At 72.0% G+C, this 22,230-nt stretch carries 22 protein-coding genes and 1 pseudogene; 11 read left to right on the forward strand and 12 right to left on the reverse strand.

The genetic code is table 11. The features are described 5' to 3' along the window. Positions 1 to 129 precede the first annotated feature (129 nt). The 6 genes from OG906_RS18555 to OG906_RS18580 all read right to left on the reverse strand — a co-directional run bounded on the left by OG906_RS18555 (position 130) and on the right by OG906_RS18580 (position 6,421). A complete protein-coding gene (locus tag OG906_RS18555) occupies positions 130 to 789 on the reverse strand; it encodes a response regulator transcription factor (protein WP_329444223.1) in 660 nt (219 codons plus the stop codon). Continuing rightward, positions 786 to 2,066 (reverse strand): histidine kinase, encoded by a 1,281-nt coding sequence (locus OG906_RS18560; protein WP_329444225.1) that lies wholly within the window; start codon positions 2,064 to 2,066, stop codon positions 786 to 788. Before OG906_RS18560 ends, OG906_RS18555 begins: the two co-directional genes overlap by 4 nt. A 136-nt stretch (positions 2,067 to 2,202) precedes the next feature. Then, positions 2,203 to 2,892 (reverse strand): response regulator transcription factor, encoded by a 690-nt coding sequence (locus OG906_RS18565; protein ID WP_329444228.1) that lies wholly within the window; start codon positions 2,890 to 2,892, stop codon positions 2,203 to 2,205. Beyond that, positions 2,892 to 4,232: a sensor histidine kinase gene (locus OG906_RS18570; protein ID WP_329444230.1), complete on the reverse strand. Its 1,341-nt coding sequence runs from the start codon at positions 4,230 to 4,232 to the stop codon at positions 2,892 to 2,894. The genes OG906_RS18565 and OG906_RS18570 overlap by 1 nt, the downstream gene beginning before the upstream one ends. Continuing rightward, positions 4,225 to 5,427 carry an acyltransferase family protein gene (locus OG906_RS18575; protein WP_329444232.1) on the reverse strand — a complete coding sequence of 401 codons (1,203 nt, stop codon included), beginning with the start codon at positions 5,425 to 5,427 and terminating at the stop codon, positions 4,225 to 4,227. Before OG906_RS18575 ends, OG906_RS18570 begins: the two co-directional genes overlap by 8 nt. Then, positions 5,420 to 6,421 carry an alpha/beta hydrolase gene (locus OG906_RS18580; RefSeq protein WP_329444234.1) on the reverse strand — a complete coding sequence of 334 codons (1,002 nt, stop codon included), beginning with the start codon at positions 6,419 to 6,421 and terminating at the stop codon, positions 5,420 to 5,422. Before OG906_RS18580 ends, OG906_RS18575 begins: the two co-directional genes overlap by 8 nt. A gap of 220 nt (positions 6,422 to 6,641) precedes the next feature. Between OG906_RS18580 and OG906_RS18585 the strand changes: the two genes are divergently transcribed. Then, positions 6,642 to 7,154 (forward strand): HIT family protein, encoded by a 513-nt coding sequence (locus OG906_RS18585; RefSeq protein WP_329444237.1) that lies wholly within the window; start codon positions 6,642 to 6,644, stop codon positions 7,152 to 7,154. Between the two features lie 102 nt (positions 7,155 to 7,256). On the opposite strand, the gene OG906_RS18590 is transcribed toward OG906_RS18585, so the two are convergent. From OG906_RS18590 to OG906_RS18605, 4 genes and pseudogenes are all read right to left on the reverse strand, one after another. Continuing rightward, on the reverse strand, positions 7,257 to 7,646 hold the full coding sequence (locus tag OG906_RS18590; protein ID WP_329444239.1) for a nuclear transport factor 2 family protein: 390 nt from the start codon (positions 7,644 to 7,646) through the stop codon (positions 7,257 to 7,259). Between the two features lie 81 nt (positions 7,647 to 7,727). Further along, positions 7,728 to 9,467 (reverse strand): serine/threonine-protein kinase, encoded by a 1,740-nt coding sequence (locus OG906_RS18595; RefSeq protein WP_329444241.1) that lies wholly within the window; start codon positions 9,465 to 9,467, stop codon positions 7,728 to 7,730. A 278-nt stretch (positions 9,468 to 9,745) separates the two neighbouring features. Continuing rightward, positions 9,746 to 10,231, reverse strand: a pseudogene (locus tag OG906_RS18600) (MarR family winged helix-turn-helix transcriptional regulator); the annotation flags it as partial. 67 nt (positions 10,232 to 10,298) lie between these two features. Continuing rightward, the gene (locus OG906_RS18605) at positions 10,299 to 10,928 is read right to left on the reverse strand and encodes a DJ-1/PfpI family protein (protein WP_267802659.1); all 630 of its coding nucleotides are present in this window, start codon (positions 10,926 to 10,928) and stop codon (positions 10,299 to 10,301) included. Positions 10,929 to 11,194: 266 nt separating this feature from the next. Here OG906_RS18605 and OG906_RS18610 point away from each other — a divergent pair, with 266 nt between their 5' ends. The 3 genes from OG906_RS18610 (at position 11,195) to OG906_RS18620 (ending at position 14,125) form a co-directional block, all read left to right on the forward strand. Then, positions 11,195 to 12,547 (forward strand): aspartate aminotransferase family protein, encoded by a 1,353-nt coding sequence (locus OG906_RS18610; RefSeq protein ID WP_329444243.1) that lies wholly within the window; start codon positions 11,195 to 11,197, stop codon positions 12,545 to 12,547. 123 nt (positions 12,548 to 12,670) lie between these two features. Beyond that, positions 12,671 to 13,336, forward strand: a complete 666-nt coding sequence (locus OG906_RS18615) for a GntR family transcriptional regulator (protein WP_329444245.1) — start codon at positions 12,671 to 12,673, stop codon at positions 13,334 to 13,336. 138 nt (positions 13,337 to 13,474) lie between these two features. After that, positions 13,475 to 14,125, forward strand: coding sequence for a hypothetical protein (locus tag OG906_RS18620; protein WP_267802656.1), 651 nt, complete (start codon positions 13,475 to 13,477; stop codon positions 14,123 to 14,125). 118 nt (positions 14,126 to 14,243) lie between these two features. On the opposite strand, the gene OG906_RS18625 is transcribed toward OG906_RS18620, so the two are convergent. Then, positions 14,244 to 14,969 carry an SLATT domain-containing protein gene (locus tag OG906_RS18625; RefSeq protein ID WP_267802655.1) on the reverse strand — a complete coding sequence of 242 codons (726 nt, stop codon included), beginning with the start codon at positions 14,967 to 14,969 and terminating at the stop codon, positions 14,244 to 14,246. Positions 14,970 to 15,224: 255 nt separating this feature from the next. Here OG906_RS18625 and OG906_RS18630 point away from each other — a divergent pair, with 255 nt between their 5' ends. From OG906_RS18630 to OG906_RS18660, 7 genes are all read left to right on the forward strand, one after another. Continuing rightward, complete coding sequence (locus OG906_RS18630) at positions 15,225 to 15,569, forward strand: YbaB/EbfC family nucleoid-associated protein (RefSeq protein WP_078998671.1); 345 nt, start codon at positions 15,225 to 15,227, stop codon at positions 15,567 to 15,569. 58 nt (positions 15,570 to 15,627) lie between these two features. After that, entirely contained in the window at positions 15,628 to 16,227 is a 600-nt protein-coding gene (gene recR, locus OG906_RS18635; protein ID WP_267802654.1) for a recombination mediator RecR, read from the forward strand. Then, positions 16,220 to 16,906: a DUF5063 domain-containing protein gene (locus OG906_RS18640; protein ID WP_329444252.1), complete on the forward strand. Its 687-nt coding sequence runs from the start codon at positions 16,220 to 16,222 to the stop codon at positions 16,904 to 16,906. The genes recR and OG906_RS18640 overlap by 8 nt, the downstream gene beginning before the upstream one ends. 92 nt (positions 16,907 to 16,998) lie before the next feature. Next, positions 16,999 to 18,273 carry an aspartate kinase gene (locus OG906_RS18645; protein ID WP_329444255.1) on the forward strand — a complete coding sequence of 425 codons (1,275 nt, stop codon included), beginning with the start codon at positions 16,999 to 17,001 and terminating at the stop codon, positions 18,271 to 18,273. Further along, positions 18,270 to 19,346, forward strand: a complete 1,077-nt coding sequence (locus OG906_RS18650) for an aspartate-semialdehyde dehydrogenase (RefSeq protein WP_329444257.1) — start codon at positions 18,270 to 18,272, stop codon at positions 19,344 to 19,346. The genes OG906_RS18645 and OG906_RS18650 overlap by 4 nt, the downstream gene beginning before the upstream one ends. Positions 19,347 to 19,563: 217 nt before the next feature. Further along, complete coding sequence (locus OG906_RS18655) at positions 19,564 to 20,334, forward strand: SigE family RNA polymerase sigma factor (RefSeq protein WP_392893819.1); 771 nt, start codon at positions 19,564 to 19,566, stop codon at positions 20,332 to 20,334. After that, on the forward strand, positions 20,331 to 21,425 hold the full coding sequence (locus OG906_RS18660) for a hypothetical protein (protein WP_329444260.1): 1,095 nt from the start codon (positions 20,331 to 20,333) through the stop codon (positions 21,423 to 21,425). Before OG906_RS18655 ends, OG906_RS18660 begins: the two co-directional genes overlap by 4 nt. On the opposite strand, the gene OG906_RS18665 is transcribed toward OG906_RS18660, so the two are convergent. Next, positions 21,397 to 22,209: an SURF1 family protein gene (locus tag OG906_RS18665; RefSeq protein ID WP_267802648.1), complete on the reverse strand. Its 813-nt coding sequence runs from the start codon at positions 22,207 to 22,209 to the stop codon at positions 21,397 to 21,399. The genes OG906_RS18660 and OG906_RS18665 overlap by 29 nt on opposite strands. Between the last annotated feature and the right edge of the window lie 21 nt (positions 22,210 to 22,230).

The raw sequence follows: 22,230 nt of genomic DNA on the forward strand, positions 1-22,230 counted from the left end.
CCGACAACCGAACCGACCCCAGGCCCACGACCGAACCGACCCCAGGCCCACGACCGAACCGACCCCAGGCCCACGACCGAACCGACCCCAGGCCGACGACCTGACCGGGGCCGAGGCCGACGGCCGCACCTAGGCCGGTGTGACCAGTCGTGTCTCGTACGCGAACACCGCCGCCTGCGTCCGGTCCCGCAGGCCCAACTTCACCAGGATCCGGCTCACATGCGTCTTGATCGTGGACTCCGCGACGACCAGCCGGTCCGCGATCTCGGCATTCGTCAGCCCCTGTGCGATCAGCACCAGCACCTCCGTCTCCCGCTCCGTCAGCTGCGCGACCCCCGCCGGATCCGAGAGACGGGGCGACTCCGCGAGCTTCGAGAACTCCACGATCAGCCGCTTGGTGACCGAAGGCGCCAGCAATGCCTCGCCGGCCGCCACCACCCGTACCCCGTCGGCCAGTTGGCGCGCCGAGGCGTCCTTCAGCAGGAATCCGGACGCCCCCGCCCGCAGCGCCTGGTACACGTACTCGTCGAGGTCGAAGGTCGTCAGGACCAGCACCTTCGCGTCCGTGTCGGCGGCCACGATCCGCCGGGTCGCCTCCAACCCGTTCATCTCCGGCATCCGGATGTCCATCAGCACCACGTCCGGCCGCAGGGCCGCCACCTGGGCGATGGCCTGGCGGCCGTCCACGGCCTCCCCGACCACCTCGATGCCCTCCATCGCGTTCAGCAGGACGGAGAACCCCTCCCGGACCATCATCTGGTCATCGACGATCAAGACCTTGATCGTCATGACGACGCCGCTTCCGGCTCGGGACGGCTGCGCACCGGTATGAACACCGCCACCTCGAACCCACCCGCCGCCGTCTCCTGCGCCGTCATCTCCCCCTCCAACATCGCCACCCGTTCCCGCATCCCGGTGATGCCGTGCCCGGCCCCCGGCGACGGAGCCACATTCGCGGTTCCCGGGCCGTTGACCACCCGTATCCCCAGCCCGCCCAACACGTACGCAACCTCGACCCCGGCCACCGCCCCCGGAGCGTGCCGCAGCGTGTTGCTCAGGGCCTCCTGGATGATCCGGTACGCCGACAGCTCCACACCCTGCGGCAGCTCCCGCACCGCACCGGTGATCGTCTTGTCCACGGTGAGCCCGGCATCCCGCACATTGGCCAGAAGCCCGTCGAGCATGGCCAGCGTCGGCTGCGGGGCATCGGGTGCCTCGTAGTCCGCGGACCGCACCACCCCCAGCACCCGGCGCAGCTCCGTCAACGCCGCCACGGCGTTCTCCCGGATGGTGACGAAGGCCGCCTCCAGCTCCGGCGGCGGATTCTTCACGCGGTACGGGGCCGCCTCCGCCTGGATCGCCACCACCGACATGTGGTGCGCGACCACGTCGTGCAGCTCCCGCGCGATGGTCGTCCGCTCCTCCAGGAGCGTCCGCCGGTCCCGCTCCACCGCCGTGACCTCCTGCTGCGCCGTGACCTCCGCCTTGGCGTGCCGGCGTATCTGGATGCTGCTCGCGACGAGCAGGGCGAAAGCCGAGGCGACGATCATGTTCATCGAGTTCATGCCGTACCGGCCCGCGAACAACACCTCGACGGCCATGCTGAGAGCCACCGTGAGTGCCCACATCCAGGCCGCCACCCGCGGCCCCCGGCGGAAGGTCACCAGGACCATGACCGCGATGTACGCCAGGAAACTGCCCGGGGTCCAGGGCCACGTCATCGAGGACCCACCCACCACGGCGAGCACCAGGGTCATCGCGACCGCCGCCCACCATGCCGCAATCGGGCGGACCAGCGTCATCAGCACCGGCACCGCCGCCAGGAAGCCACTGGTCAGCCGGCCTGCCGAACCGAGATAGGTGTGCTGGGTCACGAACGTGAAGAACACGATGAAGAGGGCCAGCGCACCCACCTGTACGTGGCGGATCCACCCGTTGTGCCGGCGTATCGACGCCGGAAGCCGGCGGACGAACCACCCCTCGGTCGTCTTCGCCTGCAACGGCCGGAACGCGAAGGCATCGGTGATGAGGTCATGGCGCAGGGTCTGGAGCAGACCCGAAACCATCCTGAATTCCGGTGTCCGGGTTGTCCCCCGGGTGGTCGTCTCGGTCACATACAGAACCGTAGGTCCGTTCACCCCCCGCCCGCGTCGCCGCTGAAGGGGATATCCCAGGGTCCCTCTCAAGTACTACGCCGGCATGTCAGTAGCCCGTCGGGCGGATCAGGCCCGTCTCGTACGCGAACACCGCAGCCTGGGTCCGGTCCCGCAGGCCCAGCTTCACCAGGATCCGGCTCACGTGCGTCTTCACCGTCTGCTCGGCGAGGACCAGGTGCCCCGCGATCTCCGCGTTGGACAGCCCCTGGGCGATCAGCGACAGCACCTCCGTCTCCCGCTCCGTCAGCTCGTCGATCCGCGCCCGCGAGGGCCCCCGCGGCGCGCCCATCCGCGAGAACTCCGTGATCAGCCGCTTCGTGATGTTCGGCGACAGCAGGGCCTCGCCGGCCGCCACGACCCGCACGGCCTCCGCGAGCTGATCGGCGGACGCGTCCTTGAGGAGGAACCCGGAGGCCCCGGCGCGCAGCGCCTCGTACACGTACTCGTCGAGGTCGAAGGTGGTCAGCACCAGCACCTTCACCGTCGCGGCCGGGTCACCGGTGATGATCGAGGTGGCCTCGATGCCGCCCATGCCGGGCATCCGGATGTCCATCAGCACCACGTCCGGGGCCAGCTCGGAGACCTTCGCCACCGCCTCCGCGCCGTCCACCGCCTGCCCCACGACCTCCATGTCGGGCTGGGCGTTGAGGAGCACCGTGAAGCCCTGCCGGACCATCATCTGGTCGTCGGCGATCATCACCTTGATCGGTCCGACCGGGTTGTTCAGGACGCTCATCAGGCCCTCTTCGTCTCGTTCGGCCCGGCAGCGAGGCTCCCGGGCGGATCCATGGGGAGGACGGCACTGACCTCGTACCCTCCGTCGGGGCTCGGCCCGGCGGCCAGTTCCCCGCCCAGCATGCCCGCCCGCTCCCGCATGCCGAGCAGCCCGTGCCCCGCTCCCGGTGACGGCGGGACCGCCCTGGTCGGCGCGCTGTTGGCGATACACAGGTGAAGGTCGCGCGGTCCGTACGCTATGCCGACCTCGACCCGCGAACCGGGCGCGTGGCGAAGGCAGTTGCTCAGTGCCTCCTGCACGATTCGGTACGCGGTCAGCTCGACTCCCGGGGTCAGGGCCCGGCGGATGCCCGCCACCTCGGTCGTGACCTCCAGACCGGCCCCCCGGACGTTGTCCACGAGGCTCCCCAACTCGGCCAACGTGGGTTGGGGGTGATGGGAGTCCGCCGAATCGTCGGGACTCTCCGAACGCAGCACGCCCAACACCCGTCGCAGCTCCGTCAGGGCCTCCAGGGCGTTCTCCCGGATGCCGGCGAGGTTCTCCTTGAGTTCCTCGGACGGGTTCTCGACGAGGTGCGGGGCCACCTGCGCCTGGATGGAGATCACCGACATGTGGTGGGCGACGACGTCGTGCAGCTCCCGAGCGATCCGACTGCGTTCCTCCAACAGCGTCCGCTGCGCTCGTTCCGCCTCGGTGAGGGTCTCCTGTTCCACGAGCTTGCCCCGGGCAAGCCGCGAGGCGCGCAGCGCGTACCCGAGGAGACCGGTGAAGCCGAAGACGACCACGGCCACGAGGGTGCTGGTCTGGCTGCCGTCCGGCCGGCAGATGACCTCGGCCAGCCCGGTGCACATGATCGGGACGGCGATGACCGTGATGGTCACACGGGCCGGTACGCGCAGGGCGACCAGGAGGATCACCGGGGCGAAAGTGAAGAGACCGCCGGGCATCCAGGGCCACATCTGACCCTGCCCCACATGATCGTGGATCTCCCAGGCCGACATGCCCGCGGCTGTCAGACCGAGCCACCAGGCGGCGATGGGCCGGGACATCGCCAAGGCGATGGCCGCACCGCTCATGACCGACAGTGCCACCGGGGTGCTGCCCGCCAGCCCGTAGTGGTTGAAGAGCTGACTGCCGTGGAGGAATCCGAAGAACACCGCGGCGTAGACCAACGCCACGTGCGGCAGCCGGGCCAGCCACCGGGGACGGGACATCCGGGGGAGCGGGTCCCGCCGCAGGGTGAGGAGATCCCGTGCAATGTCCCGCGACAGAGCGCGGGTTCGCACCGAGAGGGGGGCCGGGCGTGCGCTCTTCTCTTCCACGTCGTCCACCCTAGGCATGGGCGATCTCCCTCTCGGATGCCGGCTGCCGATCCGCGGAGGCGGAGCCGACACGGACGACGCGGCCACCACGGCCGGACGTTCCCTGTTCGTACGTGCGGAACGCGGCCCAGCACACCGACAGGGCGGCCGCGAACACCGGAAGCCACAGCAGGCGGGCCGCTATCCAGACGGGGGAGTCGGGGACGGTGTGCAGGCCGGGCAGATCGGCGGCGACCAGGAGGCCGAGGGCGGTGACGGCCATCATCGCGGTCTGATGCCAGAGGAAGACCGTCATCGCGGACAGGTTCACCAGCGCCACCTTCGCCCACGCCCGAGGGCGCCGCATGGCTCGGGCGAGCCGTTCGCGGACCAGGAGGGCCAACCCGCACTGAGCCACACCGAACGCGACGGCCGCGATGGTCGGAGGATTGAGGTTCGAGACCTCGGCGCCCGGGACGCCCACCATGGATGCCGGGTACCCGCCCCAGAGGATCAGCGCGGCGGTGCCGAGCGCGCCGCCCACCAAAAGGAGGAGAGCCGGGGTCCGTCGGGCGAAGGCTCCCCGGGACCAGGCCGCCCCCAGCGTGTACGGGACGAGCCAGCCGGCGGCGACATTGACCCAGCCGATCCACTCGGGACCCGCGAAGCCGAACCGCCAGACATCCACACCCGCCACCACCGCGGCGGGCCACAACGGGTTGAGTCGGGCCACGAGCGGCGTCGCGGCGGTGAGCGCGGCGAACACCAGCAGGAACCAGAGCGGCGACAGGACCAACTTCACCAACGATCTGACGGTGTCGAAGTCCACTCCGCCGAGCAGCATTCCGCCCGCCGTGATCGCCCACAGGGTGACGACCGCCGCCACCGGTCGGAACAACCGGCGCAGGCGCTGACCGATCCACGCCCCGTACGAGACTCCGCGCGCCCGCGCCGACGCGTACCCCTGGGCCGCGACATGACCGCCGACCAGGAAGAAGACGGCCAGGGTCTGGAACACCCAGGAGACCGGCGCCAGCACGCTCATGTGGGCCAGCGGACTTGTCGTGCTCAGACCGCCGTTGGCCGTGGTCAGTGCGGTGACCAGCCAGTGGCCCAACACCACGCCGAGGATGGCGAAGGCGCGCAGCGCATCCACGGATCGATCCCGCGAGGCCGGGGTGGCGGCGTCTATGCGGTCCGCGAGGTCGGACCAGCGGGCGGGACGCTTACGCATGGGAGGCCTCCAAAGGGTTCGGCCGCACGAGGACGTCGGAAGCGGCGGCAGTGGTGACGACAGGGGTGGTGTCGGCGGAGCCGACGACGATGCGGGCCAGGCTGTCGAGGGACTCGGTACCGGGCCGCAGGTAGTCGCTGTGCCCGGCGTCACCCGCCGCGAAGGGCAGGGCGCCGAAGGCGGGATCCACGGGGTCGGTGCCGAATCCCATGGAGCCGAGCCGCACATGGGGCACATGGGCCACCCAGTCGTCGCTGCCGCGCCCGGCCCAGACGCGCGCAGTGGTCGGCAGCTCGGAGGCCGACCCGGCCCCCGTCCCCGGACTGCCGTACAGAACGGTGTCGGTGACCTCGGGGCCGGTCGTGCTGCGGGCGCAGACCACGGAGCCGTAGGAGTGGCACAGGAGCGATATCCGGGCGGCGGGCCGGGTGAGCTCCCGAAACCCCGCCAGGAAGCGGCCCAGTTCGGCGGCGCCCTCGTCGGCGCGACCGGTGGTCAGGACGGTGGGGCTGACCGTGCCGGGGGTGTCGTACCCGAGCCAGGCGACCACGGCGGAGCGCGGATGCTCGGCCTGGAGGCGCTGCTGAAGGGCAACGGCCCCGGCACGGAACCTCTGATAGGTGTCCAGGGTGGTGTCGGAACCGGGTACCAGCACGGCCACCCGGTCCGCGGTCTCCACATCGCCGAACACCTCGACGACGCGCCCCTTCCCCCGCCCGTCGAAGCTCAGGAACCGGGCCCCGCCCGAAGGCGCCGCCATGGCCCGGAGCTTCGCCGCCCGGCCGCCGCGGCCCGCGTCCTGCGCCATCCGGGCCGCCTCCGCGAGGTTGCCCTGGTTCGCGGTGTAGCGGATCCGGGCAGCGGTGCCATCGGAGAAGGCCACCGGATCCGGGGCGGGCACGAGGGGCGTGGCGGCCGCCGACAGCGGGAACACCACGGCCGCGACGATCAGGCCGGCCAGCAGGGTGCGGGTCGTACGGCTGCCGATGCTCATGGCGTGGGTTCCTTCGGTCCGGAGGTCCAGAGGGGTGCGTTCTTCTGGTTCCGAAGTTAGGAATCGCGGCCCGTGGTCGGCGTCACGCTGCGGAGCCCCCTTGGTGAGTGGCTCTCAGGTATGACAGGGGGTACCTGCGAGCCACGGATCAGGCCCCGCCCACCCGCTCACCCGGCAACCCGTCCACCCGCCCACCCGACACGTTCGTTAGGGTCCCGGGATGATCGACAACGACTGGCGCAAGGACCGCATCGGCAGTGCCCACCGGGGCGAGAACCCCACCGTGCTCCGCCGCCTCGACTCCGGCTTCGCGGTCATCGGGGACCGGCAGTTCCTGCCCGGATACTCGGTCCTGCTGACCGACGACCCGGCCGTGACCCGGCTCTCGGACCTGCCTCCGGCACGCCGGACCGCCTACCTCACCGACCTGGAGCGGTTCGCCGAGGCCGTCGAACGCGCCTGTGCCCGCCTCGATCCGGCCTTCCGGCGCGTCAACATCGAGATCCTGGGCAACACCGACCCGTATCTCCACGCCCACATCTGGCCCCGCTACGACTGGGAAGCCGCCGGCATCGTCCGACTGCCCGTCTGGCTGTACGAGGACGAGGAGTTCTGGCGCGGCGACCGCCACGCGCTGGCGCCCCGCCACGACGCGCTGCGGGCCGCGATCGGCGAGGAGTTGGACGGCCTGCTCGGCCGGACCGGGCAGCCCGAAGCGTCGGAACCGGCCTGACCGGAAAGCGGGGGCGGGACGGGCGGTGAGGCGAGGAAGAGACGGGCGGCGAGGCGGGCGGGCACACGGTCGTGGAACGCGGTGCGGTCACCGGCCCACGACTCAGTCCGCCACCAGGGGTTCCACGTAGCCCGCCCGCCAACGGGGCGCGGGATCCTGTCCGGGGCTGGTCCAGTACTCCCTGGCCCCCACGATCTCGCCGCCTCGGACGGTCCACAGGGAGACGGCCCGGTAGACGACGTGGTCCTGAGGTATCTCCACCTCGGTGACGACGAGATCCCCGTCGGCGAGGATGCGCAGCACCTCCACGGACCCCTCGTCGGTGTCGGCGTCGTCGCTCAGGACGGCGATGAAGTTGGCCCGGCCCACGATGCGTTCGCTGCTGACCGGCCACTCGATGACCGCGTCCTCGGCGATCAATCCGGCGACGCCGTCCCAGTCGCGTGCCCCGATCCGCTCCCACAGTCGTGCCACTACGCTCAACGGCTCCATGTGCGGCAGTTTGCGATGGCGTTGACGCACGTAACAAGCGCTGCCTGCAAGGTTATTGACTTCGACACAAATGATCCGGGGCTACTCCCTGTCATACGTGAGAGGGGGACTCGCGGACCCCGTCAGTTCGCGCCGAAGGCTTCCGTCGGGCAGCAACCGGAGCCGGCTGACACCGCCGGCGGTACACGTCGGAGGGGCTCCGGAGGTGACGGTCGATGCGGCCAGTTCCACCGCGTCGCCGCCGCCGAGCAGGGTGGCCCGCCAGGTACAGGAGTAGCCCGGGTCCTCGACCCGCAGGTCCATGACGGGGTCGCCGACCGTGCCGGGGGTCAGGGTGAGGTGCCAGGTGGCGGTCCCGGACGTCGCCCGCCAGGCGCCGGCGTAGGAATCGGGCAGCGCCGCCGAAAGTCCGGCCGAGGCGGTGCCGGTGTCCGCACCGGCGCCGGTCTTCGGGGTCCCGGTCCTCGGGGCGGCGGCTGCGGACGGCGCGGCGTCGGCGCCGCTCGCCACCGGCCGGGCGACGGGCGAAACAGCCCCGGGATCCGTGCTCATCACCGTATGGACCGTGGCCCCCGACGCGACGGCGACGACCGCCGCCACCGCCGTCAGGAAGGCCGTCGAGGCGCGGCGCGGTCGGGCCCCGGGCGCGCGGTGCGGCCTGGGCGGCGGCGCCGGAGGCTGCCCCGGTACCGGCCCGCACGCCGCTCCGTACACCGCCCCCCGCGTCGGCGGGAGCACCGGCCCGGGCGCCGCCCCGAAGCCCGCCGCCCCCTCGTGCGCCCGCTCGCCCGCCCCGTGGCGCGCCCCCTCGCCGGCCGCCTGGACCGACCCCTCGCCCGCCCCGTACGTCGGCGGGTGCGCGGGCCTCGGGGGCGGCGGTCGGTCCGGGCCCGCGTCCTCGCGGTCGAGGAGCGCCACCGCGTGCCTGCCGAGCAGTGCCACCAAGGGCGTCGGCAGCCACGGCTCCAAGGCCCGCCCGTCGGCCACGGTGTCCCCGGCGCCGACCCGGGCCAACACCTCCGCGGACGTCGGCCGCTCGGCCGGCTCCTTGAGCAGGCAGGCCCGTACGAGGTCGAGCAGTTCGGCGGGCACGCCGGCCAGGTCGGGTTCCGCTTCGACGACCCGCAGGAGTAACCCGGCCGCGCCGCCGCCCTGTTCCGTGTCCCCGAAGGGCAGTCGGCCGGTGGCCGCGTACGCCAGCACCGCACCCAGGCAGAACACGTCGATCGCGGAACTGACCGGCTCGCCGCGCACCTGTTCGGGTGCCATGAAACCGGGGGAACCGACGAGCACCCCGGGCCGGGTGAGTCCCTGATCGGGGGCGTCCGGGTCGTGCGGCGCCCGGGCGATGCCGAAGTCGATGACACGGGGGCCGTCCAGCGTGAGCAGGACGTTGGAGGGCTTCAGGTCGCGGTGGATCAGTCCGGCGCGGTGGATGTCCCGGAGGGCGTACGCGAGTCCGGTCGCGAGGATCCGTACGGTACGCGGCGGCAGCGGCCCGAAGTCCCGGGTCACGGCCCGGTGCAGGCTGGGACCGGCTACGTAGCCGCTGGCGAACCAGGGGACCTCGGCCTCCGTGTCGGCGTCGAGGACCGGAGCGGTCCAGTCGCCGCCGACACGGCGGGCGGCGGCGACCTCCTGCCGGAACCTGACGCGGAACTCCTCGCGGAGGGCGAGTTCGGGGTGGACGAGCTTGACCGCGACGGTGCGGCCGCGGTCGGAACGGGCGAGGTAGACCTGGCCCATGCCGCCGGCGCCGAGCCGGGAGAGCAGCCGGTAGGGGCCGATGCGGTGGGGGTCGGCGGGGTCGAGTGGTTCCATGCCGGGTGGTCCCTCCCACGGGGGGTGGCCGGACGGGCCGAGCGTGGCGCGGTGGGCTCCGCGTGGGGAGGGACGGTGTCCGGGCGGGCCGTGGTTGCGGCGTTCCGCGGTTCCCGGTCCCGGGATTCCGTTTGCGGGGCCGAGGCGTGCGGCCCCGCCGCCGGCCACGGTCAGGACCGGCCGGCGGCACCCCCCGGCGCGACATCCCCGACCGAGGCATCCGTGACCACGACATCCCCGACCACGACATCCCGCTCCGCGGGTTCACCGATCCCGGCCTCCCCGGCCGCCGGATCCCCGAGGGCGTCCAGAGCCGCCGCCAGGCGTTCCAGGACGCGGGCCGTCTCCGCGAAGGCCGACTCGCCCAGTTCGGCCGCGAGTCGGGCGGCCAGGGAGGCGTGACCCGGGTCGATGCGTGCGATGGCGGCCCGGCCGGCCTCCGTCGGACGCAGCAACTTCGCCCGCCGGTGGGCCGGGTTGGGAACGTATTCCGCGAGACCGCCCGCCGCCAGCAGGTCCGCGACGCGCTGGACGCTCTGGCGGGTGATGCCCATGGTCCGGGCGATGCCCGCGACCGGCAGCGGCTCCCGGAGCACGGCGCCCAGGACCTGCCAGCGGGCCGCGGTCAAACCGGCCGGGCGGGCCAGTTCCTCCGAGACGGCGAGGAGTTGGCCGTTCAGCCGGAACACCCCGAGCGCCGTGCGGCTCAACAGGTCCTGCCGGGCACGCCCGGAAAGCCCCTCGCCCGTCCCTCCCTCGCCCATGGTCCTCTCGTCCGCCACTCCCTCGTCCGCCGCCCCCGCCCCGGGGCCCGCCGGCGTCGCCTCCCGCTCAGGCATCGCCGGCTTCCGCCGCCGCCATCAGGACCGGGAACGCGCTCGCGTCCGAGTCGTGGAAGAGCCGGTACCAGGCGTCCAGTACATCGGGCTTGTACACGTCCAGCCGCGCGAACACCTCGCGCGCGAAGGCCACCGGCTCGGTCGGGCCTGCCGTGATCAGGTCGCCGTCCGTGACCGCGTCGGCCTCGACGTAGTCCGCGCCGCCCCCGTACCCGGGCTGCGCCCCCAGGTACTCGGCGGCCGCGCTGGTGTGCGGGCGCCCGTCCAGCAGGCCGGCCCGGGCGAGGCCCGCGGTGGCTCCGCAGATCGCCGCGACCGGGACCCCGGCCGCCAGGAACTCGCGGGCCTTCGCGGCGAACGGCGCCAGGTCGTCCCCGGTGTCCCACAGCGCCGCCCCCGTGAGGATGAGCAGGGAGGAGTCCTCGGGGCGCAGGTCGGCGAGGGCCTGATCGGGCAGGACACGGAGGCCGCCCATGGTGGTGACCGGCGTTTCGGCGGTGGCGCCGACCGTGCGGATCTCGTGGCCGCGCTGGGTGAGGTGCGCGGTGGTGTGGCCGGTCTCCCAGTCCGCGTACGTGTCGTAGACCGCGAGGTGGACGGGCTTGCGCGGGGTCTCGCTCATGGTGCTCGCCTCCGTGTGTGGGTGTGCGTGCCGGTACGGGGTGCTCGACGTTCCGAGGTGCTCGATGTCCCGCGGTGTGCCAGGGCGGGTGGGCGGGTGGGGTGATCCGTCGCGCCGCCACCCTGACTACGACAGAACCCTGTCACAACGACAGCATGCTGTCAATGGGTATCCGATCCGGTGCAGACAGACTGCCGAGGGGTGGCCCCCACCCCCATACAGTCCGCCGATATCCCTCCCCACCTGCGCACTTTTAGCGTGACCGCATGACCCCTCATGTCACCGGCGCCTCCGTCAAGGCCGCCGACCGCGCCCACGTCTTCCACTCCTGGTCCGCCCAGGCCCTGATCGACCCGCTCGCCATTGCCGGGGCCGAGGGGTCGTACTTCTGGGACTACGACGGCAACCGCTTCCTCGACTTCTCCTCCCAGCTGGTGAACACCAACATCGGCCACCAGCACCCCAAGGTCGTCGCCGCGATACAGGAGCAGGCCGCCCGGCTCTGCACCCTCGCGCCCGGCTTCGCCGTCGACGTCCGCTCCGAGGCCGCACGCCTCATCGCCGAGCGGACCCCCGGCGACCTCGACAAGATCTTTTTCACCAACGGCGGCGCCGAGGCCGTCGAGAACGCCGTACGGATGGCCCGGCTGCACACCAGCCGCCAGAAGGTGCTGTCCACCTACCGCTCGTACCACGGGGCCACGGCCGCCGCGATCAACCTCACCGGCGACCCGCGCCGTTGGCCCTCGGACACGGCCGCGGCCGGCGTCGTGCACTTCTGGGGTCCGTTCCTCTACCGCTCGCCCTTCCACGCCACCACCGAGGCCGAGGAGTGCGCCCGCGCCCTGACCCACCTCGCCGACACCATCGCCTTCGAGGGCCCGGCGACCATCGCCGCGATCATCCTGGAGAGCGTCCCCGGCACCGCCGGGATCATGACCCCGCCGCCCGGCTACCTGGCCGGCGTCCGCGAGCTGTGCGACCGCCACGGCATCGTGTTCATCCTCGACGAGGTCATGTCGGGCTTCGGTCGCACCGGCAAGTGGTTCGCCGCCGACCACTGGGACGTCGCCCCCGACCTGATCACCTTCGCCAAGGGTGTGAACAGCGGCTACGTGCCGCTCGGTGGCGTGGCCATCTCGGCCGCGATCGCGGAGACCTTCGCCACACGCCCCTACCCGGGCGGTCTGACGTACTCCGGTCACCCCCTCGCCTGCGCCGCCGCCGTCGCGACGATCAACGCGATGGAGGAGGAGGACGTCGTCGGGAACGCCGCCCGGATCGGGGAGCAGGTGATCGGCCCGGCGCTCGCCGAGATGGCCGAGCGGCACCCCTCGGTCGGGGAGGTCCGGGGGCTGGGCACGTTCTGGGCGCTGGAGCTCGTGCGGGACAAGTCGACGCGGGAGCCGCTGGTTCCGTACAACGCGGCCGGTGCGGACAACGCGCCGATGGCCGAGTTCGCGGCCGCCTGCAAGGCGTCCGGTCTGTGGCCTTTTGTCAACATGAACCGGACACATGTCGTCCCCCCGTGCACGATCACGGAAACCGAGGCCAAGGAGGGTCTGGCCCTGCTGGACGCGGCGCTGGAGGTCGCCGACCGGCACACGGTCGACGCGTAGGGATGCGGACGGAGGGCGTCCGGATATCGGGCGTCATATCCGTATACCGGCCACAAACCGTTCGGTTTCGGCCGCGCTGCCTGGCCTAAGGTGTCCGAAGTTCTACGGAGGAGACGGACCCCTATGCCAGGCAGCGGCGCTGTCACCCGCAACACACTTCGCCGGCAGATCGCGGACGCGCTGCGTGACGAGGTGCTCGCGGGACGCCTGCCCCCGGGGACCGAGTTCACGGTCAAGCAGATCGCCGAGCAGTACGAGGTCTCCGCGACCCCGGTGCGCGAGGCGCTCGTCGACCTCTCGGCGCAGGGGCTGTTGGAGTCCGTGCAACACCGGGGGTTCCGGGTCCGGACGTACTCCGTCGACGACTTCCGGGGCATGATCGAGGCCCGGATGCTGATCGTGGACGGGATATTCCGCCGGCTCGTCGAACGCGGCACCGGCCCGGGGGCGGGCGAGATGCTCGTCTCCGTGCGACGCCGGGGCGAAGAGGCCCGACGGGCCGCGCAGAGCGGTTCGCTCGAAGTGCTGATCGGCTACGACCTGCGCTTCTGGCGGGAGTTGAGCGGGCTGGTCGGCAACACCTACATATCCGAGTTCCTGCACCGGATACGCGTGCAGTGCTGGGTCTTCTCCGTCCCCCACCTCCAAGGCGCGTCGGACATGCGCAGCGCCCTGTGGGACGGCCACCGCGAACTGGTGGAGGCGGTCACGCGCGCGGACGCGACGGAGGTGCGCCGGATCGTGCACGCGTACAACCAGCACGGGCTGGACTGGGCGGCCGGACTGTAGCCGCGCCGGGTGGGCGGAGCCCGTGCCCGGGCCGCCTCGGGGGCCGGCGGACGCCCTCAGGTTCTGCGGACCTCTTCGCTGAGCGTGTCCGGCGCACTACGCTGGCGGAATCGGCGGCAACGACTGATCGGAGCCCGAGTGGCCTGTGACCTGTGGCTGGTCCCCCTTGTCGACGTGCTGTGCCACAGCCCCGACAACCCCTTCGCGGAAGAGATCGCCTCGTACGACAAGGCGTTGGGTGCGGCGGGACTTCCGTCCGTGCCCGTGTTCGCGTACATGCCGGGGCTCTCCGGCGATGTCGCCCCGGTGGCCGGTTTCGACTACGACGCCCTGCACTTCCTGCGGAGGGCGTACCTGCTCCAGATCTGTGGACTGCCGGTGACCCCGGTGGACGAGCTGGGCGGTGACTACGAGCAGCTCCTGGAGATGTTCGAGTCGACGGCGCAGCAGTCGCACCTGGTGTGGCACTACGACCACGCGGGCGCGTACGTGCCGGTGGACTTCGCGGCTCCGCTGGCCAACGAGGAACTCCTGGCCGGGGGCGGCCCGCTGGGGTCCGCCCAAGGCCTGCTGCGGGAACTGGCCCTGGTCGCTCCGGCAATCGGGATAGACCCGGGTAACCCGCCGGCGGCGCCCGCTCCGCCGGGGCGGCCGACGTCCCTGGAGGAGCCCGCCGGGCCGATCCCGTACGACGACAGTCCGTTCGCGCGGGAGAGACACGTGTGGCTGGGACTGCACGCGGCGGCGACGCGCAGCCTGGCCCAGGGTTCGATGATCATCTTCAGCTGACCGGCGACCGGCGACCGGCGACCGGCGACCGGCGACCGGCGACCGGCGACCGGCGACCGGCGACCGGCGACCGGCGACCGGCGACCGATCCGAGCCGTCCGTCGGGGCGGCCCCGCTCTCAGCGGGGCTGCTCCGGCGGGCGCTGGCGGGGCATGTTCGGCCGGGTGCCGGGCGGGAGCGGGAACCTGCCGGCCGGGATGCCCGGGTCGGTGCGGGCCGGGGACGTGGTCAGGGACTGCATCACCAGCGGCGCCGGCCCGGCCCGGAACTCCACCATCCAGTCCGCCGTCTCCGAGCGGACCAGATCCGTGACGTCCTCCGAGAAGCGCCGCAGCACCGTCAGGCACCGCTCCGCCGCCTCGCTCGCCGTGCCCTCCGTGGGGCCCAGCACCTCCCGCACGTTCTCCGAGGCCCAGTCGAACTGCAACGCCTGGAGTCGCCGCTGCACGGCCTGGGCCGTGGCGACGTCCCGCATCCACCCGGAGGTCAGACCGAAGAACCGGTCGCAGGCCAGGCACGCGGCCGCCAGCAGCAGACACAGGTACCCGTACGAGGCCGCGCCCGGCGCCGAGCCCGTCAGCTCCAGCAGCGGCATCGCCGCCCCCGTCACGGCTCCCGCGGCGGCGCCCACCCGCAGCGCCCGGGCCCCCCGCCGCTTCCACGCCCGGTCGGCCAGATACCACTCGGCGGTGCGCAGGGCATCGGCCTCGACCCGCCGGTAGAGCTCGTCGAGCCGCTCGGCGGGCTCGCCCCAGTCCCCGAGAGGGAACGGTCGCCCGGTCAGGTCGCCGTCCTCTGCGGGATCCCGGGGTGGCCCCTCGGGCTGCATCTCCGGCTGACTCACCGGGCACTCCCTCTGCCTGCGCTGACGTGTCGTGGTGCGCGTGTGCGCAATGGTGCGCATGCTCTTCCTACCTTCGAATGACACGCGATGGACGACGAATCCCGGGTTTTCCGCTCGCAAGGAGGTCTCCATCAGGTACGCGCGCCCCCCGTCTCTCACTCGAAAGAGTTGGTCCTCACGGCGTAGGGCGCGCCGCGCGGGGAGCACGTAGGCTCGGATTGACCAAGCGTTCCCAAGGTGTGGAGTGAGTGCCCTGTGATTTCCGGTGGTGGCCAGCCCGACATGCAGCAGCTGCTCCAGCAGGCCCAGAAGATGCAGCAGGACCTCGCCGCGGCCCAGGAGGCCCTGGCCGAGGCCGAGGTCGAGGGACAGGCGGGCGGCGGCCTCGTGAAGGCCACCGTCAACGGTTCCGGCGAGCTGCGCGCGCTCGTGATCGACCCGAAGGCCGTGGACCCCTCGGACACCGAGACCCTCGCCGACCTGGTGGTCGCGGCGGTCCAGGCGGCCAACGAGAACGCCCAGGCGCTCCAGCAGGAGAAGCTGGGCCCCCTGACCGCGGGCCTGGGCGGCGGCAGCGGCATTCCGGGCCTTCCGTTCTAGACCCCTTCCGGCCCCCGCGGCCGGACCGTGAAACCCCACAGCGAAAGAAGGCAGTCCGTTGTACGAAGGCGTGGTCCAGGACCTGATCGACGAACTGGGCAGGCTGCCCGGCGTCGGGCCCAAGAGCGCGCAGCGGATCGCTTTCCACATCCTGCAGACGGAGCCCACCGACGTCCGTCGCCTCGCGCACGCGCTGCTCGAAGTGAAGGACAAGGTCCGCTTCTGCGCGGTGTGCGGGAACGTGGCGCAGGAGGAGCGGTGCGGGATCTGCCGTGACCCCCGCCGCGACACGACGGTCATCTGTGTCGTGGAGGAGCCGAAGGACGTCGTCGCGATCGAGCGGACCCGCGAGTTCCGGGGCAAGTACCACGTCCTCGGCGGTGCGATCAGCCCGATCGAGGGCGTCGGACCGGACGACCTGCGGATCCGTGAGCTGCTCACGCGCCTGGCGGACGGCACCGTGACCGAGCTGATCCTGGCCACGGACCCGAACCTGGAGGGCGAGGCGACCGCCACCTACCTCGCCCGCATGATCAAGCCCATGGGCCTGAAGGTCACCCGCCTGGCCAGCGGGCTCCCCGTCGGGGGAGATCTGGAGTACGCGGACGAGGTCACGCTGGGGCGGGCCTTTGAAGGAAGGCGACTTCTCGATGTCTGACGCAACGCTGCACGCCCTGGGTCAGGACCCGGACGACTTCGCCGTCCAGATCGCGGACCAGATCGAGTCCTTCATCGTCGCGGTCACCGAGGTGGCCAAGGGCGAGGACCCGGACAGCGCCGTGCCCTTCCTCCTCCTGGAGGTCTCGCAGCTGCTGCTGGCGGGCGGCCGGCTGGGCGCGTACCAGGACGTCCTGCCCGACGAGCGCTACGAGCCGGACCTCGGACCGGAGCCGGACGTGGACGAGCTGCGCGAGCGGTTCGCCTACATGCTGGACCCGGTCGACGTGTACTCCGAGGTCTTCGACCCGTACGAGCCGCGCAAGGTCCCGGTCGCGCACCGGATCTCCGACGACCTCGCGGACGTGGTCGCCGACCTGCGGCACGGGTTGGCCCACTACCGGGCGGGCCGGACGACCGAGGCGCTGTGGTGGTGGCAGTTCTCGTACTTCTCCAACTGGGGCTCGACGGCCTCGGCGACCCTGCGCGCGCTCCAGTCGCTCGTGGCCCACGTACGGCTGGACCAGCCGCTGGAGGAGCTCGACGGTCTGGACACCGACGAGGACCTGACCGAGGACGATCTCGCGGAGCAGGCGGGGCGCGTGATGGTCCAGGAAATCGCAGGTCCGCTGGGTCTGGGCGGCAATCGAAGCCGCAGCGCGAGCGAACCCATCCTTTGATCGTTTAGTCTCATGATGTGGTACGAAGCGGTCGGATCGCGGCCGCTCGTTAGACTGCACCAGCAATGAGACGGACTGAGCGAGGAGCGCACGTGGGCCTTGTCGTGCAGAAGTACGGAGGTTCCTCCGTAGCGGATGCCGAAGGCATCAAGCGTGTCGCCAAGCGAATCGTGGATGCCAAGAAGAACGGCCACCAGGTGGTCGTCGTGGTATCCGCGATGGGCGACACGACGGACGAGCTGATCGATCTCGCCGAGCAGGTGTCCCCGATGCCTGCCGGCCGCGAATTCGACATGCTGCTGACCGCCGGAGAGCGGATCTCCATGGCCCTGTTGGCCATGGCGATCAAAAACCTGGGCCACGAGGCCCAGTCGTTCACGGGCAGCCAGGCAGGTGTCATCACCGACTCGGTGCACAACAAAGCGCGCATCATCGATGTCACGCCGGGCCGAATCCGCACCGCGCTGGACGAGGGCAACATCGCCATCGTCGCCGGTTTCCAGGGCGTGTCGGCGGACAGCAAGGACATCACCACCCTCGGACGCGGCGGCTCGGACACGACCGCCGTGGCGCTCGCCGCGGCGCTCGACGCCGAGGTCTGCGAGATCTACACCGATGTCGACGGCGTCTTCACCGCGGACCCCCGCGTCGTGAAGAAGGCCAGAAAGATCGACTGGATCTCCTCCGAGGACATGCTGGAGCTGGCGGCCTCCGGGTCCAAGGTGCTGCTGCACCGCTGCGTCGAGTACGCACGCCGCTACGACATCCCGATCCACGTCCGTTCGTCCTTCTCCGGACTGCCGGGCACGTGGGTCAGCAACGAGAATCCGCAAGGGGACGAGCCGGTGGAGCACGCCATCATCTCCGGAGTCGCTCATGACGTCTCCGAAGCCAAGATCACGGTCGTAGGCGTTCCGGACAAGCCGGGCGAGGCCGCGGCGATCTTCCGCGCCATCGCGGACGCCGAGATCAACATCGACATGATCGTGCAGAACGTGTCCGCCGCCTCCACGGGCCTGACGGACATCTCCTTCACCCTCCCCAAGGCCGAGGGCCACAAGGCCATCGACGCCCTGGAGAAGGCGAAGGGCGCGATCGGCTTCGAGTCCCTGCGCTACGACGACCAGATCGGCAAGATCTCCCTGGTCGGCGCGGGCATGAAGACCAACCCGGGCGTCACCGCCTCGTTCTTCCAGGCCCTGTCCGACGCGGGCGTGAACATCGAGCTGATCTCCACCTCGGAGATCCGCATCTCGGTCGTCACCCGCCAGGACGACGTCAACGAGGCCGTCCGTGCCGTGCACACGGCCTTCGGACTCGACTCCGACAGCGACGAGGCCGTCGTCTACGGAGGCACCGGACGATGACGCCGACCCGGTCGACCCCGGCACCGGCACTCGCCGTGGTCGGGGCGACCGGAGCGGTCGGTTCGGTCCTGCTCGGGCTCCTGTCCCAGCGGGCCGACGTCTGGGGCGACATCCGCCTGATCGCCTCCCCCCGCTCGGCCGGCCGTGTGCTGGCCGTGCGCGGGGAGGAGATCGAGGTGCTCGCCCTCACCGAGGACGCCTTCGACGGCCTCGGACCGGGCGACGTCGTGATCTTCCTGACCCCGGCCGATGTCTCGGCGCGCTGGGCGCCCGTCGTCACCACGCGCGGAGCCGTGGCCGTGGACCAGTCGCCCGCCTTCCGGGACGACCCCGAGGTGCCGCTGGTGGTGCCCGAGGTGAACGGCCACGCCGTACGGATGCGGCCGCGCGGCATCGTGGCGGGCCCGGACTGCGTGACCGCCTCGATGATCGCCGCGCTGGGCGCGCTGCACGCCGAGTACGGGCTGGCCGACCTGGTCGTCTCCTCGTACCAGGCCGCGAGCGCCGCGGGCCGGGGCGGAACCGAGACACTGCGCCGCCAGATGTCGATGGTGGCGGGGACCTCCCTGGGGGAACAGCCCGGGGACGTGCGCCGTGCCGTGGGCGAGGACACCGGCCCCTTCGCGGCCCCGCTCGCCCTGAACGTGGTGCCCTGGTCCGGTGAGCTGCGCGAGGACGGCTGGTCCTCGCACGAGCTGGCCGTACGGGCGGAGACCCGGCGGATCCTCGACCTCGCGGACCTGCCGATCGCGGTGACCTGCGTACAGGTCCCGGTGCTGACCGGGCACTCCCTGTCGGTGCGGGCCCGGTTCGAGCGCGAGGTGGACGCCGGGCACGCGCGGGAGATCCTGGAGGCGGCGCCCGGGGTGGTCCTGGTCGACGAGCCCGCCGCGGGGGAGTTCCCCACTCCCGTGGACGCGGCCGGCACGGACCCGGCGTGGGTGGGACGGGTGCGGGCCTCGCTCGACGACCGGCGGGCCCTGGAGTTCTTCGTTTGTGCGGACAATCTCCGCAAAGGCGCGGCCCTGAATGCGACGCAGATCTCGGAACTGATTGCGGGTGAATTTGCGTAATTCGCTTTGTAGGATCGGTGTCGATCCCTTGATCAAGGTGATGGCCCGACTGCCGCCTGGATAAATGGGGCAACCGGGAAGAGCGGGTACGCATGAGCGCAATGGGGATATTGCCGGAAACTCTGGCTCGCGCGTACAACCCTGACGGGGGGACGCGTGTCCAACAGGCGTGGCAGAGGCATTGCTCGACTTCACCGTCATACCGGTGCGTACCGGGATCATTCCCCCGCGCCGGCGATCGGACCTGCCCGGCGGCCTTCCTGTGATCGTGCCCGTCCCGCCGGCGAGCGCGGCGACGTCCACGCCGTCCGTCGTACCGACCCGGGGCGGCCGCGTGCCCTCACCCCGGGATAGCGCCGGCGCCCCCGGGAGCAACGCCGCCGACGACACGGCGGTCAAGGCCGCCCCGAACGCGGTCGAGCCGGGCAGCGCCCAGGCCCCCCCGGCGCACCCGGACGCGGCGGGCGCCGACACCGAGAAGGTCGTCGTGGCCGGCACCACGGTCGACCACCTCACCGAGACCTACCAGGCCCACTACCGCTCCCTCCTGGGCCTGGCCGCCCTGCTCCTCGACGACACCGCCTCCTGCGAGGACGTGGTCCAAGAGGCCTTCATCCGCGTCCACTCGGCCCGCAACCGGGTCCGGGACCGCGACAAGACCCTGGCCTACCTGCGCCAGACCGTCGTCAACCTCTCCCGCTCCGCGCTGCGCCGCCGCATCCTCGGCCTGAAGCTGCTGTCCAAGCCGATGCCGGACATGGCCAGCGCGGAGGAGGGTGCCTACGACCAACTGGAACGGGACGACCTGATCAAGTCCATGCGGGGGCTCCAACGACGCCAGCGCGAGGTCCTCGTGCTGCGCTACTTCGCGGACATGACGGAGGTTCAGGTCGCCGAGACACTCGGCATATCGCTCGGCTCGGTGAAGGCGTACGGATCGCGGGGCATTGCCGCGCTGCGGGTGGCGATGGAGGCTGCGCAGTCATGATGGACGACCGGAAGAACGACGCCGAAGGCGCCGACGAACAGGCGCTGCGGAGCCTGCTGAGCGGAGCCGTCCACGGCCTGGAGCCGTCCGAGGGGGCGCTGGAGCGACTGCGGTACGCCGTCCCCGCGCGCCGGGCCCGCAAACGGCAGGTCCTCGTCTGCGCCGCCGCCGCGGCCGTACTGGCCGGCGCGGCCGTCCCGGCCGCCCTGCACATGACCGGCGGCCAGGGCTCCGCCACCGACCACTCCGCCATGGCCGGGCACGGGCAGCAGCAGGACGGCGACAGCGGAGGCACCTCCGACCCGCACCAGAACGGCTCGGGCAAGTCCGCCGCCCAGCCCACCTTCCGCCCGGGGACGGGCCAGACCGCCGGCGGCACGCCGTCCCCGCAGCCGAGCGGCTCCCCGTCCGACAGCGTCGTGGCGGGCCCGTCCGGCACGGCCTCCGCCGGCGCCGCGAGCGGTTCGGACGTCACCCCGAGGCCCCCGGTGGGGGCGGCCGGCGTGGTGCCCGGATGCTCCGCCGACCAACTGGGGGTGCTGGGCAGTGCCCGCGCCCCCCGGGCCGACGGCAAGGTGTACGGCAGCTTCAAGGTCACCAACGTCTCCGGCCGGGACTGCACGGTCACCGGCCCGGACACCGTCACCGCCGCCTCCGTGGCGAGGTCGGCCCCGCCCGCGCAGGGCTCCGGGGTCACCGTGCTCAGCCACACCGCCGGGGACCCGGCGAGCGGACTGCTGCCCGACCCGGCCGTCGAGTCCGCCACGGTGGTCCTCGAACCGAACGCCGCGTACGAGGTGCGGTTCGCCTGGGTGCCCTCGGCCCAGTCCTGTCCGGCGGCATCCGCCGGACCGACGGGCAAGCCCCCGGCGGGCGGCACGGGCGAGCCCCCGGCCGGCACCCAGGGCGCCGGCGCCGACGGGGCGGCCGCGGACCCGGTGAACGGCGGCGCGAGCCCGGACCCGACCGGCGTGGCCGTGTCCCACACCCCCGAGGCGGGGGCGCCGACCACGCAGACGACGATCCCCGACGCCTGCGGCGGGACGGTCTACCGGACGGGCGCTATCGCGCTGGGGGCGTCGACGCAGTAGCGGCGGGGGCGGGTTCCGCGGCGACCGGCTCCGCCGGCAGCAGGCCCGCCTCCGTGTCGCGCAGGGTCTCCACCTCGCGCCGGTAGAGCCGGAACCACATGAAGAGCACGAACGCGGCGAAGACGAACCACTCGCCGGTGTAGCCGAGGTTCTGGAAGGCCTTGAGGTCCAGGCCGGTGTTGGTCGGCGCCTTCGCGGGCACCGGAACCATCCCGTCCGACGGGGTCTGCACCGTCAGCCAGGCGTCGTACAGCGGCTCCTGCACCATGTTGACCAGCGTCGCGGCGCCGATCACCCCGAGCTGCCCGGCCGGCAGACCGCCCTGCGAGTACACGCCCTTGGTCCCGGAGTTCTCCGACGCCTGGAGCGCCCCGGTCACCTCGACCCGCCCGCTCGGCGCGGCCGGCGCCTTCGCCGGATCCGCGGTGCCCGGCAGCCAGCCCCGGACCACCGGGACGGCCTTGCCGGAGTCGGTCTTCAGCAGGGTCAGGACGTAGAACCCGGACTTCCCGTCGAGCTGCCGTTCCGGGACGAGCAACTGCCGCCCGTACACACCGGACGCCGAAGCCGGCCGCCCGGAGGTCTCGGTGTCCACCGGCAGCAGCGAGTCCAGCGGCGCGGCCGCCCGGTCGGCGGGCCGTGCGGCGGACGCCTCCCGGTGGGTGTCGACGCGGTCCTCGAACCGGCCGAGCTGCCAGGTCCCCATGAACAGGCAGAAGGGGACGCCGAGCGCGACGAAGACGTTGATCCCCCACCAGCGCGGGGTCAGGAGAAACCGGTGCACCCCACCACGGTACGGGGGGTG

Source organism: Streptomyces sp. NBC_01426 (assembly GCF_036231985.1).
Lineage (GTDB): Bacteria > Actinomycetota > Actinomycetes > Streptomycetales > Streptomycetaceae > Streptomyces.